Source organism: Luteibacter sp. ME-Dv--P-043b (assembly GCF_030209605.1).
GTDB lineage: Bacteria > Pseudomonadota > Gammaproteobacteria > Xanthomonadales > Rhodanobacteraceae > Luteibacter.
In genome coordinates this window covers 206,525-220,960 of the sequence record NZ_JARVRT010000012.1, presented here as the reverse complement: position 1 = coordinate 220,960, position 14,436 = coordinate 206,525, and the positions used below count along the sequence as shown (strand labels likewise).

The window sequence follows — 14,436 nt, the reverse complement described above, 5'->3', positions numbered from 1 at the left end:
GATTGCCTTGAAAAAGAGAGAGCCACTGCGGGGCGTACCGTGCGTCTGGCACGGGCGCTGCTACTCATTTTTTCCACCCATCTGGTTAGCTCAATTTGTATCGCTGCGGAACCCGTAATCACATATTATTTTACTGATCCTAACGGTAACGTGCTTATGACTACCGATGAGCACGGCAATATCCTGACGTGGTCAGATTATCGACCCTACGGACAATCGGCTAAAGCGGAAGACGTACTAAAAGGTGTTGGCTTCGCGGGTCACTTTTCTGATTACGATACTGGTTTGTCGTATATGCAGGCTCGATACGACGATGTCGTCGTTGGACGCTTCGTTAGCGTAGATCCTTTCAAGCCAACACCTGGCGATATATTTTCGTTTAATCGTTTTGCATACGCATCTAACAACCCGATCAGCAACGTTGATCCGGATGGCAAGGATGACTGTACGGCACAGGGTCAGAATGGCGACTCGAAATGCTCAGACACATCGCCACCTAGCGGAAGCGATTCGCCATCTGCTCCTAAAAGCGTGACTCAGCTTCCGGTAGTCCCAGTAACAGTTACCCTTCCTAGGGCTACGAGGACAGTTCCGCGAGCACCCGTGATACCCGTACCAATGATTGTTGCTCAAGTTGCCGTAGCTGGGTTGTTCTTCGTCGACTCGAACACGTTTAACGAATGGGCCTTCGATCACCATAGCTGCTACGGATCAATCAGCTGCGGTACAAGTGTTTCTCCGCTTGTATTTAACCTGCCTCCGGGCGTCTGGCCTGCGGACAAGGGTGCCGAGGAATGGGGTCGACGTAGTGGGCTAGGTACGGCTGAAGGGCGTCGTCGTTTTCATGGAATAAAGCAGAGCGACGGTACACACGGTGGAGGTAAAGCCGACTGGGGTGTCAATCCAGATACTGGCGAGGTCTACGATCCTGAAGGAGAGGTCTATGGAAACCTTGGCGACTGAAGTCTTGCTCGAGGTGTCGTTGTACATAAGCGGAAGAACGATGAGCATCGACGACGTATCGCTTGCATTAGGGGCAGCCGCGTCTAAAGCAACCCTGCGTGGCACACCGCGGACACGTGCTCCCGATGCGCCTGTTTACAACACTACAACGTGGCAGTTGGCTCGAAAGTCTCGTCATGCTGACGTGAGTAATGAGCTCCTTGCCTTGCTTCAGCAAATTAAGAGCAATGTACGTCCCGGCGAGCTGAAAAATGTGGACGAGGCATTCGTCGACGTGTTTATGGCCCAGACGGTCGCAAACGGAACGTTGGGTTCATCCATCGAATGCGAGCTGTCGCCCGAGGCACTTGATGCCCTGTCCAGGCTTGGCGCTCCCGTGCGCTTTTCCATGTGCAACGTAGAGCCGTAGTAGTGTAACGGATCATAGTTGCGGAGCAAAAGAGGAACCGATAAAACTGCGATAACATTTCATCCATGACGTTATGTGGATCGCCCACATCGTGGGCTCCTACATGAAAAAGGCCGGGCATCTTGGGATGGCCCGGCCTTTTTATGTCACGTGCTCGTTGCGCTTATTCCTTGGTGAGGAGCTTCAGCGGCACCGCGATGGACTTCTCCACCGACTGCTTGTCGATGAGCTTCTTCGCGGTTTCCACGCCGAGCTTGCCGATCTCTTCCGGCTGCTGCGCCACCGTGGCGGCCATGCTGCCGTTCTGCACGGCGGTCTTGCCGTCCGGCGTGCCGTCGAAGCCGACCACCAGCACCTTCTTGTTCTTGCCGGCCAGCGCCTGCACCGCGCCGAGGGCCATCTCGTCGTTCTGGGCGAAGATCGCCTGGACGTCGCTGTTGCCCTGCAGGAGGTTCTCGCTGACCGAGAGGCCCTGCGCACGGTCGAAGTTGGCCGGCTGCTGCGCGACGATCTTCATGCCCGTGGTGGCCACCTCGTCGTCGAAGCCCTTGCCGCGTTCACGTGCCGCCGAGGTGCCGGCCACGCCCTGCAGTTCGATGATGTTGCCCTTGCCGTTCAGCGCCTTGGCCAGGTAGTCGGCCGCCATCTTGCCGCCAGCGATGTTGTCGGACGCGATGTGCGACGCGACTTCGGCGCCGTCGACGCCACGGTCCAGCGTCACCACCGGGATGTTGGCGCGCTGTGCGGACTGCACGGCACCGGCCAGTGCGGAGGAATCGGTCGGGTTGAGCAGGATGACCGAGACGCGCTTCTGGATCAGGTCTTCCACCGACGAGATCTGCCGGGCCGGATCGTCCTGCGCGTCGACGACCACCAGCTGCACGCCGGCGTCCTTGGCGGCTTTCTCGGCGCCGTTCTTCAGTTCGACGAAGAACGGGTTGTTCTGCGTCGACAACGCGAGGCCGACCACGGGCGTGCCCGAAGGCGCGGCACCGCCGGCCGTGGACGCCGCGGCGGGTGCGGATTCACCGGGACCTTGCTGGGAGCAGGCGGCGAGCAGCGTGGCCGCGGCCGCTGCGAAGAAAGTGAGCTTGCGCATGGTGTGTGTCCTCGTGGGGGTTACTGCCGCCTGTCGAGCAGGACGGCGATCAGGATGACGATGCCCTTCACCACCTGCTGGTAGAAGGAGCTGACGCCGAGCAGGTTGAGACCGTTATTGAGGAAGCCGATCAGCAGGGCACCCACCAGCGTGCCGAACAGCCAGCCGCGGCCGCCGGACAGGCTGGTGCCGCCGAGTACCACGGCGGCGATCGCGTCCAGCTCGTAACCGGAACCGGCGGTGGCCTGCGCCGAATACAGGCGCGAGGTGAGCACCACACCGGCAAACGCGGAGAGGAGACCGGACAAACCGTAGATCGCCAGTTTCATCGGCGAGATGCGCACGCCGGACAAGCGCGCGGCTTCTTCGTTGCCGCCGATGGCCACCACGTGGCGGCCGAACACCGTGCCGCGCAGCAGGAACGCGCAGACGACGAAGGCGACGAACATCCAGATCACCGGCAAGGGCACCAGGTTGGCGACATAGCCACCGCCCAGCAGCGCAAAACCAGGATTGGTGACGGGGATGGGGCTGCCTTGCGTGTACGACAGCGTGACGCCGCGCAGCAGGGTCATGGTGCCCAGCGTGGCGATGAAGGGCGCCACCTTGCCCCACGACACCAGCACGCCGTTGACGATGCCCAACAGCAGGCCCAAGCCCAGGCCGGCACCCACGGACAGCACCATGCCGTGGCCCGCCGCCATCAGGCCAGCCGTGACCGCGCCGGTGAGGGCGAGGATGGCGCCGACCGAAAGATCGATGCCGCCAGCCAGGATCACGAAGGTCATGCCGAAGGCGATCAGCGCATTGATCGACACCTGCCGCAGCACCGTCAGCAGATTGCCCGTGGAGAGGAAATCCGGGCTCATGATCGAGAGGACGATGAAGAGCAGGATCAGGCCGATCACCGAGCCGAGGCGCTGCATGAGCGTGGCGGCGCGGCTCCAGTCGAGGGGGTGGGTCATGTCACTTGCCTCCGGTCGCGGCGGTCATCACGGCTTCCTGGGTGGCGCCGTGGGCATCGAGCAAGGCCGTTGCACGACCTTCGTGCATGACCAGGATGCGATCGCTCATGGCGAGCACTTCCGGAAGTTCCGAGGAGATCATGAGAATGGCCACGCCCTGTTCCGCGAGTTGGTTGATGATGTTGTAGATCTCGGCCTTGCCGCCGACGTCGACGCCGCGCGTGGGTTCATCCAGGATGAGCACGCTCGGCTTCAACGCCAGCCACTTGGCCAGGACCACCTTCTGCTGGTTGCCACCGGAGAGCGCGCGGACATCCAGTTCCATGTCGCGGGTGCGAATCTTCAGGGCGTCGATGAGGCCGCGCGTCTGTTTCTTCTCGCCCGGTCGGTCGACCAGGCCGGCATGCGACGGCACGCGCGGCAGGCTGACGTTCTCGCGCAGGCTCATGTCCAGCACCAGGCCCTGGGCCTTGCGATCCTCGGTGACGAAACCGAAGCCGGCGTGGATCGCTTCGGTGGGCGTCTTCGGGGTCACCGCCACGCCGTCCAGCGATACCCTGCCCGTCTCGGTCCGGTCCAGGCCGAACAACAGGCGGGCCAGTTCGGTGCGGCCCGCGCCGAGCAGGCCGGCCACGCCCAGCACCTCGCCCGCATGCAGGTCGAAGCTCACGTCCTTCACCATGCCGCCGGTGAGGTGCTCGACCTTCAGCCGAACCGCGCCGACGGACGCGCTGCGGGTGGGAAAGCGCGCATCCAGCGTGCGCCCGACCATCATCTTCACCACCTCGTCGAAGGCCAGGCCCTCGACATCGCGCGTGCCGACGAAGTGGCCGTCGCGCAGGATGGAGATGCGATCGCACAGCGCGAAGATCTCTTCCATGCGGTGCGACACGTAGACGATGCCGGTGCCCTGCGCGCGCAATTCGCGGATCAGGTTGAACAGCGTGCCGGTTTCGCTTTCGGTCAGCGCGGCGGTCGGTTCGTCCATGATCAGCACGCGCGCGTTCTGGCCGAGTGCACGGGCGATCTCCACCATCTGCTGCTGGCCGACCGAGAGGCGTTCGACCCGCGTATCCGGATCGAGCCGGGGCATGCCGACGCGGGCCAGCCAGGCCAGCGCGGTGCGCGTCATCGCCTTGCGGTCGAGCAGGCCGAACCGTTGCAGCTCGCGACCCAGGAACAGGTTGTTCGCGATGCTGAGCGACGGGATGAGATTCAGTTCCTGGTGGATGATGGCGATGCCGTGTTTCTCGGCATCGGCGGGCGAGGCGATCGTCACTGGCTGGCCGTCCACCTCGATGGTGCCCTGGTCCGGCGCGTAGATCCCCGTGAGGATCTTCATCAGGGTGGATTTGCCCGCGCCGTTCTCGCCCATCAACGCGTGCACTTCGCCGCGGACGAGTTCGAAGGCCACGCCTTCCAGCACCTTCACCGGGCCGAACGCCTTGTGGATGTCCTGCATCCTTACCCGTGGTGCGGATGCGCTCATCAGAAGGTCACGCCGGCATGCAGGATGATGTTGGCGTACGGCGCGGTTTCGCCCGTGCGCACCACGGCGACCGCGCGACTGCACAGCCGCTTGAAATCCTCGTGGCTGACCTCGGAACGCTCCAGCCCTTCCTGCGACAGCCGATCGGCCAGCGCGACCATGGCCGGGTTGCGCTCATGGATCTCGGCCGCCAGGGTGAAGGCCTCCACCGCCAGCTCCGTGTAGACCGCCTCGAACACGTCCATGAAGCTCGGCACGCCCGGCAGCACCGCCAGGTCGATGCAGCGCACGCCCGGCGGCACGGGCAGGCCGACGTCGGCGATCACCAGCGTATCGGTGTGCCCCATGGCGGCGATGACGCGGTTGAGTTCGGCATGCAGCAGGCCGTGACGTCTCATCGATGGGTCTCCAGGAAGGCCGCGATTTCGTCGGCGCGTGGCATGCCACCCTGGGCGCCCAGCCGCGACACGGCGATGGCAGCGGTGGCGCAAGCCTTGCGCACCGCCTCGGCCAGCCCTTCGGCAAGGAACACCGCGAGCGCGGCGTTGAAGGTGTCGCCGGCACCCGTGCTGTCCACCGCGTCGACCGGAAAGCCGGCCTGGTGACGCGGCGCGTCGTCGGCATCGCGGAACCAGGCGCCCTCGGCGCCCCGGGTCAGCACCACCGGGCACGGCGCCAGGCGCATGAGTTCGCGGAAATCGGTGTCGCCGGGCTGGCCCAGCACCGTGGCCAGCTCGTGCTGGTTGGGCGTGAGGAAGCGCACCTGCGCCAGCCATTCGCGCGGCAGCGGTTGGGCGGGTGCGGGGTTGAGGATGACCGGCACGCCCTCGTCGTGCGCGATGCGCAGCGTGGCCTCCACGGCGTCCAGCGGAATTTCCAGCTGCACCAGCACCGCGTCGGCACCACGGAGAGTCTCTCGGGCAGCTTCCACGTGGGCCGGGGTGACCCGGCCGTTCGCGGCGGGTACCACCACGATCTGGTTCTCGCCATCGGCCACGGTGATGGAGGCGGTGCCACTGCCGATGCCGGCCACGCGGGTGACGTGGGTGACATCGATGCCTTCCGCGACCAGGCCGTCGTAGAGCTGCGTGCCGAAAGCATCGTCGCCCACGCAGCCCACCATGCTCACCGATGCGCCCAGCCGCGCTGCGGCGACCGCCTGGTTGGCACCCTTGCCGCCGGGAATGGTGAGGAAGCGTTCGCCGGTCAGCGTTTCACCCGGCGCGGGAAAGCGCGGTGCGAGCGTGACCAGGTCCATGTTGATACTGCCGACGACAACGATTCGCGTCATGCCTGAAGGTGCTCCGGGAAGTGACCGCGCAACGTCCGTTCTGTCGCCGGGTGGGGTGGCGCGCAAATATACGCCTTTGCGCGTGTGTTGGCTTTCACACGCGCGCCGTCGTCAGCGCGACAGGCCCCTGGCGTCCAGTTCGGCGAGGTAGGCGGGCCACGATGTTTCGTAGGCGCGGCCGAGGTCGTAGAGGGTGTCCCAACCGAAGATGCCACTGGCGTGGCCATCGTCGAAGCGGATCAGCACGCCGTAATGGCCGGTGGGCTCCAGCGCCGTGATCCCTACCTCGCGCTTGCCGTGCACCAGCACCTTCTGGCCCGGGCCGTGACCCTGGACCTCGGCGCTGGGGGAGTTCACGCGCAGGTATTCGCAGGGCAGCTCGAAGCGCTCACCATTGTCGAAGACCACGTCGAGCCGGCGCGACGCCGCGTGCAGGATGATGTCGAGAGGGCGCGGACGGGACATGGGCAGGATATGAAAAGCCGTGTAGGAGCGCACGATGTGCGCGAATCACCGTGTCCGATAGACAGACGGCCGGCACGTCACGCATACGTTGATTACGGACGGTTTATCGCGCACATCTTATCGCGCACATCGTGCGCTCCTACATTACCTAATCAGGGCGCGCGACCGAAGCCGTCGCCGGTGCCTTGCTCCAGCGAGGGCGGGGTGCCGGCCACGGCGAGCAGGGAGGTGGCGTAGGCGTCTTCCATGCTGACGGTGGAGACTTCGTCCCACGAGAAGAACGACGGCTCGCGCAGCCACTCCGCGTCGGGGGTGATCTCCTGCATGTTGAAGCCTTCGTCTTCCACGCTGACCAGACGGCCGATGTAGCAGACCTCCGATTCGTCCTCGCTGTCGACATGCACGCCGATGACCGGCGCATGCGCCGCGGCGGCCTGGATGACCTGCGAGATGTCGTCGAGGGGGAAGTCTGCCGGCGGCGTGGGCTTGATGCCCTTGAGCGCCAGAGCCTTCTCGAGGAAGCCGGCGTGCTTGTCCGGTGCCTCGAATTCGGAGATGTCGCGGTGCCGCATGATGTACATGCCGTCGTAGCTGACACCGTCACCGATGACCCACAACAGGAAGAACTCGCGGCCGACCCCGCCGACATAGCCGCAGAAGCTGCCATGCTCGAGATCGCCGCGCCACAGACGCACCAGCTGCCCACTGTCCTGCGCTTCACGCAGGCTGGCTCGCTGGCCGTTCGTTTTGAGTTGAATAACCTTGCCCATATACGTCAACAGTTTAGCAGATGGGGCGCCGCTCGATGTTTACAGGATGTAACGGCTCAAATCTTCGTCCTTGACTAGCGAAGCCAGGTTTTTATCGACATATTCGGCGTCGATCAGGTAATTTTCGCCGGACTTGTCCGCAGCTTCAAAAGAGATGCGCTCAAGCAGCCGCTCCATCACCGTATGCAGGCGGCGGGCGCCGATGTTCTCGGTCCGCTCGTTCACCTGAAATGCCACATCCGCCAGGCGGTCCACGCCGGTATCGGTGAACTCCAGGGTGACGCCCTCGGTTTGCAGCAGCGCAACATACTGCTTGGTCAGCGCGTTGTTCGGCTCACGCAGGATGCGCTTGAAGTCGTCCACCGACAGCGCGCTCAGTTCCACGCGGATCGGCAGGCGGCCTTGCAGTTCGGGGATCAGGTCGGACGGCTTGGCCAGCGAGAACGCGCCCGAGGCGATAAACAGGATATGGTCGGTCTTGATCGAGCCGTACTTGGTCGACACGGTGGAGCCTTCGACCAGCGGCAGCAGGTCGCGCTGCACGCCTTCGCGGCTCACGCCCGCCCCGCCCCATTCCGAACGCTGCGCGACCTTGTCGATCTCATCGATGAAGACGATGCCGTTCTGCTCGGCGATATCCACGGCGCGGCTGCGAAGTTCCTCGTCGTTGAGCAGCTTGCCGGCTTCTTCCTCCACCAGCAGCGGCCGTGCCGCGCGGATGGTCAGCTTGCGCTTCTGCGACTTGGCGCCGCCCATGTTCTGGAACATCTTGCCCAGCTGCTGGCTCATTTCCTCCATGCCGGGCGGGGTCATGATCTCCACGCCCACGTTCACCGCGAAATCCAGTTCGATCTCGCGGTCGTCCAGTGCGCCCTCGCGCAGCTGCTTGCGCAGCTTCTGGCGGGTGTCGCTGTCGATGGCGGTGACATTGGAACCGGTGTCGTCCCAGCCGGTGGCCGCCTGGCGCCGAGGCAGCAGGGCGTCCAGCAGGCGATCCTCGGCGGCGTCCTCGGCCTGGCTGCGCACGCGCGTCTTGGCCTGGTCGCGCACCAGCTTGTAGGACACGTCGGCCAGGTCGCGGATGATCGATTCCACATCCTTGCCGACGTAGCCCACCTCGGTGAACTTGGTGGCCTCGACCTTCACGAACGGCGCGTTGGCCAGGGTGGCCAGGCGGCGCGCGATCTCGGTCTTGCCGACGCCCGTGGGCCCGATCATCAGGATGTTCTTCGGCGTGACTTCCTCGCGCATGCCCGGCTCCAGCTGCATGCGCCGCCAGCGGTTGCGCAGCGCGATGGCGACGGCTCGCTTGGCATCGTTCTGGCCGATGATGAAGCGGTCCAGCTCGTTGACGATCTCGCGGGGGGTGAGTTCGGACATGGGTTCAGAGCTCTTCGATCGAGGTGTTGTGATTGGTGTAGATGCAGATGTCGCCGGCGATCTTGAGCGCTTTCTCGACGATGGTGCGTGCGTCCAGTGCCGTGTTTTCCATCAGGGCCAGGGCCGCCGACTGGGCGTAGGGGCCGCCGGAGCCGATGGCGATCAGGCCGTGCTCGGGCTCCAGCACGTCGCCGTTGCCGGAGATCAGCAGCGAGGCTTCCTTGTCGGCCACGGCCAACATGGCTTCCAGGCGGCCCAGGCGGCGGTCGGTCCGCCATTCCTTGGCCATCTCCACCGCGGAGCGCGTGAGATTGCCGCCGTGCTTGACCAGCTTCTCCTCGAACAGCTCGAACAGGGTGAAGGCGTCGGCGGTGGCGCCGGCGAACCCGGCCAGCACGTCGCCCTTGCCCAGGCGCCGCACCTTGCGTGCGTTGGCTTTCATCACGGTGTTGCCGAGGGTGACCTGTCCGTCACTGCCGATGACGACCTTGCCGTCGCGGCGGACGCAGACGATGGTCGTTGCGTGCATCGGGTCCATAGCGCGTTCCTTGGGGGAGTCGGCTAGAGGTGGGGATGGCGCGGGAGGGGTGCAAGGTCGGCCCTCGCGGAGGATGCGAGTCGGCGCCTGGCTAGTCGTGCTTGCGCTTGGCGCGCGGGTGCGCCGCGTCGTAGACCCGGGCCAGGTGCTGGAAATCGAGATGCGTGTAGATCTGGGTGGTGGCGATATCGGCGTGGCCGAGCAATTCCTGCACCGAACGCAGGTCGCCGGAGGATTCCAGCATGTGGCTGGCGAAGGTATGCCGGAGCATGTGCGGGTGCACGCGCTTGGCCTGCCCGCTGGACAGCTTGACCATGCGCAGCTGCACCGCGCGCGGCCCGATCGGCCCACCGCCCCGGCCCTTGAACACCGGCTGTTCCGGTCCGGCCTCGCCCAGGGCGGCCAGAGCGCGCAGCGCGGTCACCGCGAAACGTCCCACCGGCAGGATGCGTGTCTTGTTGCCCTTGCCCAGCACGCGTACCTGGCCGTCGTCCAGGTCGAGGTCGCCCCAGCGCAGGCCGCACAGTTCGGACAGGCGCAGCCCGCTGGAATAGAACAGTTCCAGCATGGCCGAGTCGCGCGGCGCGAGCGAACCGCCGAGCGTGGTCTCGATCAGTTCCTTGGCCTCGTCCGCGTCCAGCACCACGGGCAGCTTCCGCCGCACCTTGGGGCCGCGAACGCCGGCCGTGGGGTCGTGGGCGAGCTGGCCCTCGCGCGTGAGGTAACGGAACAGCGTGCGGAACGCGGACAGCAATCGTTGCAGGCTGGTGGGCTCCAGCCCCTTCGGCCGCTTGCCGTCCTTGTCCGGCGGCGGCCGGTGCAGGCGGGCGGTCAGGGAGCGCACCCGGTCGGGGGTTAACTCGTCGAACGAGACGAGGCGCTCGGCTTCCATGTAGGCGACCAGCTTGTCGAGGTCGCGACGGTAGGCCGCCAGGGTGTGCGGCGACGGCGCCCGTTCGGCCGCGAAATGCCGCAGGAAGGCCTCGACGGCCTCGCGCGGGCTCACGCGGCTTTCCGCGCCCGTTCGATGGCCGAGCCGACCGTGGTCGAGATCATGTTGAGGAACAACGTGCCCATGCCGGGGTGGAAACGATCCGCGTCGGCGCTGCCGATCGCCAGGATCGCATCGGAGCCCACGCGCATGAGTGCGGCCGAGCGCACCTCGGGGGCGTCGTCGCCGAACAGCCGCTGCAGTTTTTCCGGCGCAAGGCGCCCGGCCACCGGGTCACCGTGCTCGAGGAATGAGGCAAACTCCGGCAAGCCGGCTGAGCCGCGCGGCTCGCGCAGCAGCCAGGGCTCGTCGGGCAGGCCGGCCAGGTTGCCGAAGAACACGAGGCTGATCCGCTCCGACTGGAAATCTTCCTTCAGCCGGTGAACGACGTTGCGCACCGTTTCCTCGACATCGCGCGCGCTGAGCAGGGCCAGCATCAGCCCGTGCACACGGCGCATCAGGGTCTCGTTGTCGCCGGCGATACCGGTGAGCTCCTTCAGGCGGCGCTCCAGCTCGGCGTTCTTCTCGCGCAGCCCGCGCAGCTGATGGACGGCCAGCGACGCGGCGGGTCCGTTGCTGCTGGGCAGCGTCAGGGCGTTGGCCAGGTCCGGATAATCGGCCAGGAAGTCCGGATGCCGCCGCAGGTAGGACGCGACGGTGGTTGGCTTGATGTCGCCGTCGATCGCGGTATCGGTCATGGGTGTTTCCTCGGTCGCATGCGTGCGGGTCGACAGGAACCGACCCGGGATGGAAGCAGTGTGCCGCGTTATGGCGCGGGCGTCACACCTCGCCTTCGAAGACGAAGGCGGCGGGGCCGGTCATCCACAGCGTATGGCCGGGGCCTTGCCACTCGATGGTGAGCGAGCCGCCGGGCAGCTCCACTTCGACGACGGGCCCGGCCAAGCCGAGCGCGTGCGCCGTGGCCGCGGCGGCACAGGCCCCCGTGCCGCAGGCCCGGGTCCAGCCACTGCCGCGCTCGTGCACGCGCAGCCGGAGGCGTCCCGGGCCCGAACGCTGAGCGAAACCGACGTTGGCACCCTGCGGGAATACGGCATGGGCAGTGAGCTGCGGGCCCAGGCGATCCACGCGGGGATCGTCGACATCGTCGACGAACACCACAGCGTGGGGGTTGCCCATCGACACCGCGGCAAAGCTGATGTCCTCGCCGTCGATGGCCACGGTGTAGGTGGCCTGCGCGGGACGGTCGAGCGGCACGGCGGCGGGCAGGAAGTCCGGCTCGCCCATGTCGACGCGCACCTGCCCCGCCGCCAGCACGCGTACCGTGACCGGACCGGACGGGCTTTCCAGCCGGATATCGGTGTCGCGCTCGATCGCGCCGTCGCGGTAGAGCCACGCGGCGACGCAGCGCACGCCGTTGCCGCACTGGCCGGACGGGCTGCCGTCGGCATTCCATATGCCGTAGTAGAACGCGCAGGACGCGTCGCGCGATGGCTCGATGCTGATCAGCTGGTCGAAGCCGATGCCGGTGTGGCGATCGGCCAGGGCGGCGATGCGCGAGGGCGCGGGCACGCGTCCCGCATCCTCGCGCCAGTCGACGATCACGAAATCGTTGCCGATCCCATGCATCTTGGTGAAGCGCGACGGCATGGCGGGATTACGGCTGGACGGAGGAGTTAAACGGTGTGCGTGCCGTGCTGGCCGGTGCCGGCGACCCGGCGGTGGTGGTCGCATGGGCGGGCTGCGCACCGGCCTGCGGCGTCACCGCCCCGGCGGGCGCCGGCGGTGGCGGGAAGTAGAGGTTGCCCTTCTGGCCACAGCCGGACAGGCCGGCGGCAAGCGTGGCGGCGAAGGCGACGGGCAGGATCAGTCGGCGCATGGGCTTCTTTCCCGGAAACGGCGGCCAGTATAGCCCTGGCCCGGTCAAAGCGCCTTTTCGAAGCGCAGCGCGTCCGTGCCGTCGGCATAGTAGGCCGTGTACGCCCCGATCCGTTCGTAGCCGAGGTGCTCGTACAGGTCGATGGCCACGGTGTTGTCCGTGCGGACTTCCAGCCGCAGCACCCGGCAGCCGCGTGAGCGTGCGGTGTCTTCGGCGGCGTGGATCAGCGCCGACCCCACGCCCTTGCCCCGCGCCTGGGGCGTGGTCGCCAGCGAATACAGACGTGCCACCGTGGTGGCCTTGCGGAAGAACACCACGGCGGTTCCCAGGAAACGCCGATGGTTGGCACTGGCCACCAGCACCAGCGCGGTCTGCGAGTCCAGGTGCTTGCGGTACTGGGCACGGCTGAGCCGGTCCTGCGCGAAACTGGATGCCTCGAGTGCGACGAGATCGTCGAGATCGCTGACTTCGGCGCGTCGAACGCGCACCGCGGCGGTAACCGGGGGTGGACGCATGCGCTTGGGGGCTCCGGCGCTGGAGGGAGGGGAACGGCTGGCGGCCGTGCGGGGATACGGCAAGCGCGGCACTGTAGACCTCGGGCTGCGGCGGATCAATGACTTTTTCATGAATTCGAAAGGGCGAACGCGCGTGCGCCGCTTGTGCGGGGCGGCAGCGCGGCACACACTGCGCCACCGGTGAAACGCGCGGCTCCCGGTGGAGCCTGTACGAAGCCTTCGCCGTCCATCGAGGTCACATGAGCCGGCTCGTCATCGTCGTGGAAAAAGCCTCCGACTGGGGCTCGTACTACCCGTCCGCGAATGTCGTCAGTGCCATGGACTACCTGCGTGAGCCGGTCGGCAGCGACGACGAGCGCGCGCATGTCATCAACCTCTGCCGCAGCTACAAGTACCTGGGCACGGGCTATTACGTGTCGCTGCTTGCCGAGGCGCGCGGCCACAAGGTCATTCCGTCGGTGCGCACGGTGAACGATCTTCGCCGCCGCTCGCTCTACGGCCTGGATATCGACGATCTCAACCAGAAGCTGGCCAATTTCCTGCCCGCCGGCGGGCGCGACACCACCGACTTCGGCGTGCTTGTGTACTTCGGCGAGACCGCCTACCCGGACCTGCAGGATCTTGCGAGGCAGGTGTTCGAGATGTTCCCCTGCCCGCTGATGCGCATCGAGTTCCATCGCGAACGTATATGGCAGGTGGCGGCGATCAGGCCGGTGGGCCTGCATACGCTGGACGACGCGCAGGAAGACGCGTTTGCCCAGGCGCTGGACAAGTTCTCGAAGAAGTTGTGGCGCAAGCCGCGCGCGCGACGTCGCTACCGTTACGACATCGCGATGCTGGTGGACCCCGACGAGGCGATGCCGCCATCCAACAAGAAAGCGCTGAAGCAATTCATCGAGGCCGGCAAGCACCTCGGTATCGAAGTAGACCCGATCGGCAAGAACGACTACCAGCGGCTGGCCGAGTACGACGGCCTGTTCATCCGTGAGACCACCGCCAGCGACAACCACACCTATCGTTTCGCCCACCGTGCCGAGAAGGAAGGCATGGTGGTGATGGACGACCCGACATCCATCCTGCGCTGCACGAACAAGATCTTCCTGAACGACCTGATGGTCGCGCGCAAGCTGGCCACGCCGATCACCGAGATCATTTACCGCGACGACCCGCGGCGCCTGCGCGAGCTGCCCGACCGACTGGGCCTGCCCATCGTGTTGAAAATTCCGGATGGCTCGTTCTCTCGCGGCGTGGTGAAGGTGGAAACGCGCGAGGCATTGCAGAAGGCCGCCGGCGAACTGTTCTCGCACAGCGCGCTGCTGATCGCGCAGGAATACCTCTACACGGAATACGACTGGCGGATCGGCGTGCTCAACCACGAGGCGCTGTACGCCTGCCAGTACTTCATGTCGCGGGGCCACTGGCAGATCTACAACCACGGCGCGAAAGGCACGGCCAAGTCCGGTGGTTTCCGCACCGTGCCCGTGCGCGAGGCACCGTCCGAGGTCGTGAAGCTGGCGCTGAAGGCGACCCAGACCATCGGCGACGGCCTGTACGGCGTGGACCTGAAACAGGTCGGCGACCGCCCGGTGGTGATCGAGGTCAACGACAACCCGTCGATCGATGCCGGGGTGGAGGACGCCTACCTGGGCGAAGACCTGTATCTGCGAATCATGCAGGAGTTCCTCCGCCGCCTGGAGCGCAAGCGGCTGGGCATCCACGCCTGA

Annotated in this window: 17 protein-coding genes; 3 read left to right on the top strand and 14 right to left on the bottom strand. The window is 65.8% G+C overall.

All coding sequences use genetic code 11. From position 1 onward, the window contains the following. Positions 1-156: 156 nt before the first annotated feature. Positions 157-963, top strand: coding sequence for an RHS repeat-associated core domain-containing protein (locus QRN34_RS07720; protein ID WP_285403428.1), 807 nt, complete (start codon positions 157-159; stop codon positions 961-963). A 40-nt stretch (positions 964-1,003) separates the two neighbouring features. Next, positions 1,004-1,372: a hypothetical protein gene (locus QRN34_RS07715; protein ID WP_185754227.1), complete on the top strand. Its 369-nt coding sequence runs from the start codon at positions 1,004-1,006 to the stop codon at positions 1,370-1,372. Positions 1,373-1,535: 163 nt separating this feature from the next. On the opposite strand, the gene rbsB is transcribed toward QRN34_RS07715, so the two are convergent. From rbsB to QRN34_RS07645, 14 genes are all read right to left on the bottom strand, one after another. Further along, positions 1,536-2,471 carry a ribose ABC transporter substrate-binding protein RbsB gene (gene rbsB, locus QRN34_RS07710; RefSeq protein WP_285403427.1) on the bottom strand — a complete coding sequence of 312 codons (936 nt, stop codon included), beginning with the start codon at positions 2,469-2,471 and terminating at the stop codon, positions 1,536-1,538. Positions 2,472-2,491: 20 nt separating this feature from the next. Further along, positions 2,492-3,436 (bottom strand): ribose ABC transporter permease, encoded by a 945-nt coding sequence (locus tag QRN34_RS07705; protein WP_285403426.1) that lies wholly within the window; start codon positions 3,434-3,436, stop codon positions 2,492-2,494. A 1-nt stretch (position 3,437) separates the two neighbouring features. Further along, positions 3,438-4,925, bottom strand: coding sequence for a sugar ABC transporter ATP-binding protein (locus tag QRN34_RS07700; protein ID WP_285403425.1), 1,488 nt, complete (start codon positions 4,923-4,925; stop codon positions 3,438-3,440). After that, a complete protein-coding gene (rbsD, locus tag QRN34_RS07695; protein WP_285403424.1) occupies positions 4,925-5,323 on the bottom strand; it encodes a D-ribose pyranase in 399 nt (132 codons plus the stop codon). The genes QRN34_RS07700 and rbsD overlap by 1 nt, the downstream gene beginning before the upstream one ends. Then, a complete protein-coding gene (gene rbsK / locus QRN34_RS07690; protein WP_285403423.1) occupies positions 5,320-6,216 on the bottom strand; it encodes a ribokinase in 897 nt (298 codons plus the stop codon). The genes rbsD and rbsK overlap by 4 nt, the downstream gene beginning before the upstream one ends. A 111-nt stretch (positions 6,217-6,327) precedes the next feature. Further along, positions 6,328-6,681, bottom strand: a complete 354-nt coding sequence (locus QRN34_RS07685) for a DUF971 domain-containing protein (protein ID WP_285403422.1) — start codon at positions 6,679-6,681, stop codon at positions 6,328-6,330. 152 nt (positions 6,682-6,833) lie between these two features. Continuing rightward, positions 6,834-7,451: a hypothetical protein gene (locus tag QRN34_RS07680; protein ID WP_285403421.1), complete on the bottom strand. Its 618-nt coding sequence runs from the start codon at positions 7,449-7,451 to the stop codon at positions 6,834-6,836. A 39-nt stretch (positions 7,452-7,490) separates the two neighbouring features. After that, positions 7,491-8,831, bottom strand: a complete 1,341-nt coding sequence (gene hslU, locus QRN34_RS07675; RefSeq protein ID WP_285403420.1) for an ATP-dependent protease ATPase subunit HslU — start codon at positions 8,829-8,831, stop codon at positions 7,491-7,493. A gap of 4 nt (positions 8,832-8,835) precedes the next feature. Continuing rightward, the gene (hslV, locus tag QRN34_RS07670; protein ID WP_285403419.1) at positions 8,836-9,369 is read right to left on the bottom strand and encodes an ATP-dependent protease subunit HslV; all 534 of its coding nucleotides are present in this window, start codon (positions 9,367-9,369) and stop codon (positions 8,836-8,838) included. Positions 9,370-9,460: 91 nt separating this feature from the next. After that, entirely contained in the window at positions 9,461-10,375 is a 915-nt protein-coding gene (locus QRN34_RS07665; protein WP_285403418.1) for a tyrosine recombinase XerC, read from the bottom strand. Then, entirely contained in the window at positions 10,372-11,058 is a 687-nt protein-coding gene (locus QRN34_RS07660; RefSeq protein ID WP_285403417.1) for a DUF484 family protein, read from the bottom strand. Before QRN34_RS07660 ends, QRN34_RS07665 begins: the two co-directional genes overlap by 4 nt. Positions 11,059-11,140: 82 nt before the next feature. Continuing rightward, positions 11,141-11,968, bottom strand: coding sequence for a diaminopimelate epimerase (dapF, locus tag QRN34_RS07655; RefSeq protein ID WP_285403416.1), 828 nt, complete (start codon positions 11,966-11,968; stop codon positions 11,141-11,143). 7 nt (positions 11,969-11,975) lie between these two features. Next, a complete protein-coding gene (locus QRN34_RS07650; RefSeq protein ID WP_285403415.1) occupies positions 11,976-12,197 on the bottom strand; it encodes a lipoprotein in 222 nt (73 codons plus the stop codon). 44 nt (positions 12,198-12,241) lie between these two features. After that, complete coding sequence (locus tag QRN34_RS07645) at positions 12,242-12,712, bottom strand: GNAT family N-acetyltransferase (RefSeq protein ID WP_036138737.1); 471 nt, start codon at positions 12,710-12,712, stop codon at positions 12,242-12,244. 239 nt (positions 12,713-12,951) lie between these two features. On the opposite strand from QRN34_RS07645, the gene QRN34_RS07640 reads away from it, so the two are divergent. Then, entirely contained in the window at positions 12,952-14,436 is a 1,485-nt protein-coding gene (locus QRN34_RS07640) for a RimK family protein (RefSeq protein ID WP_285403414.1), read from the top strand.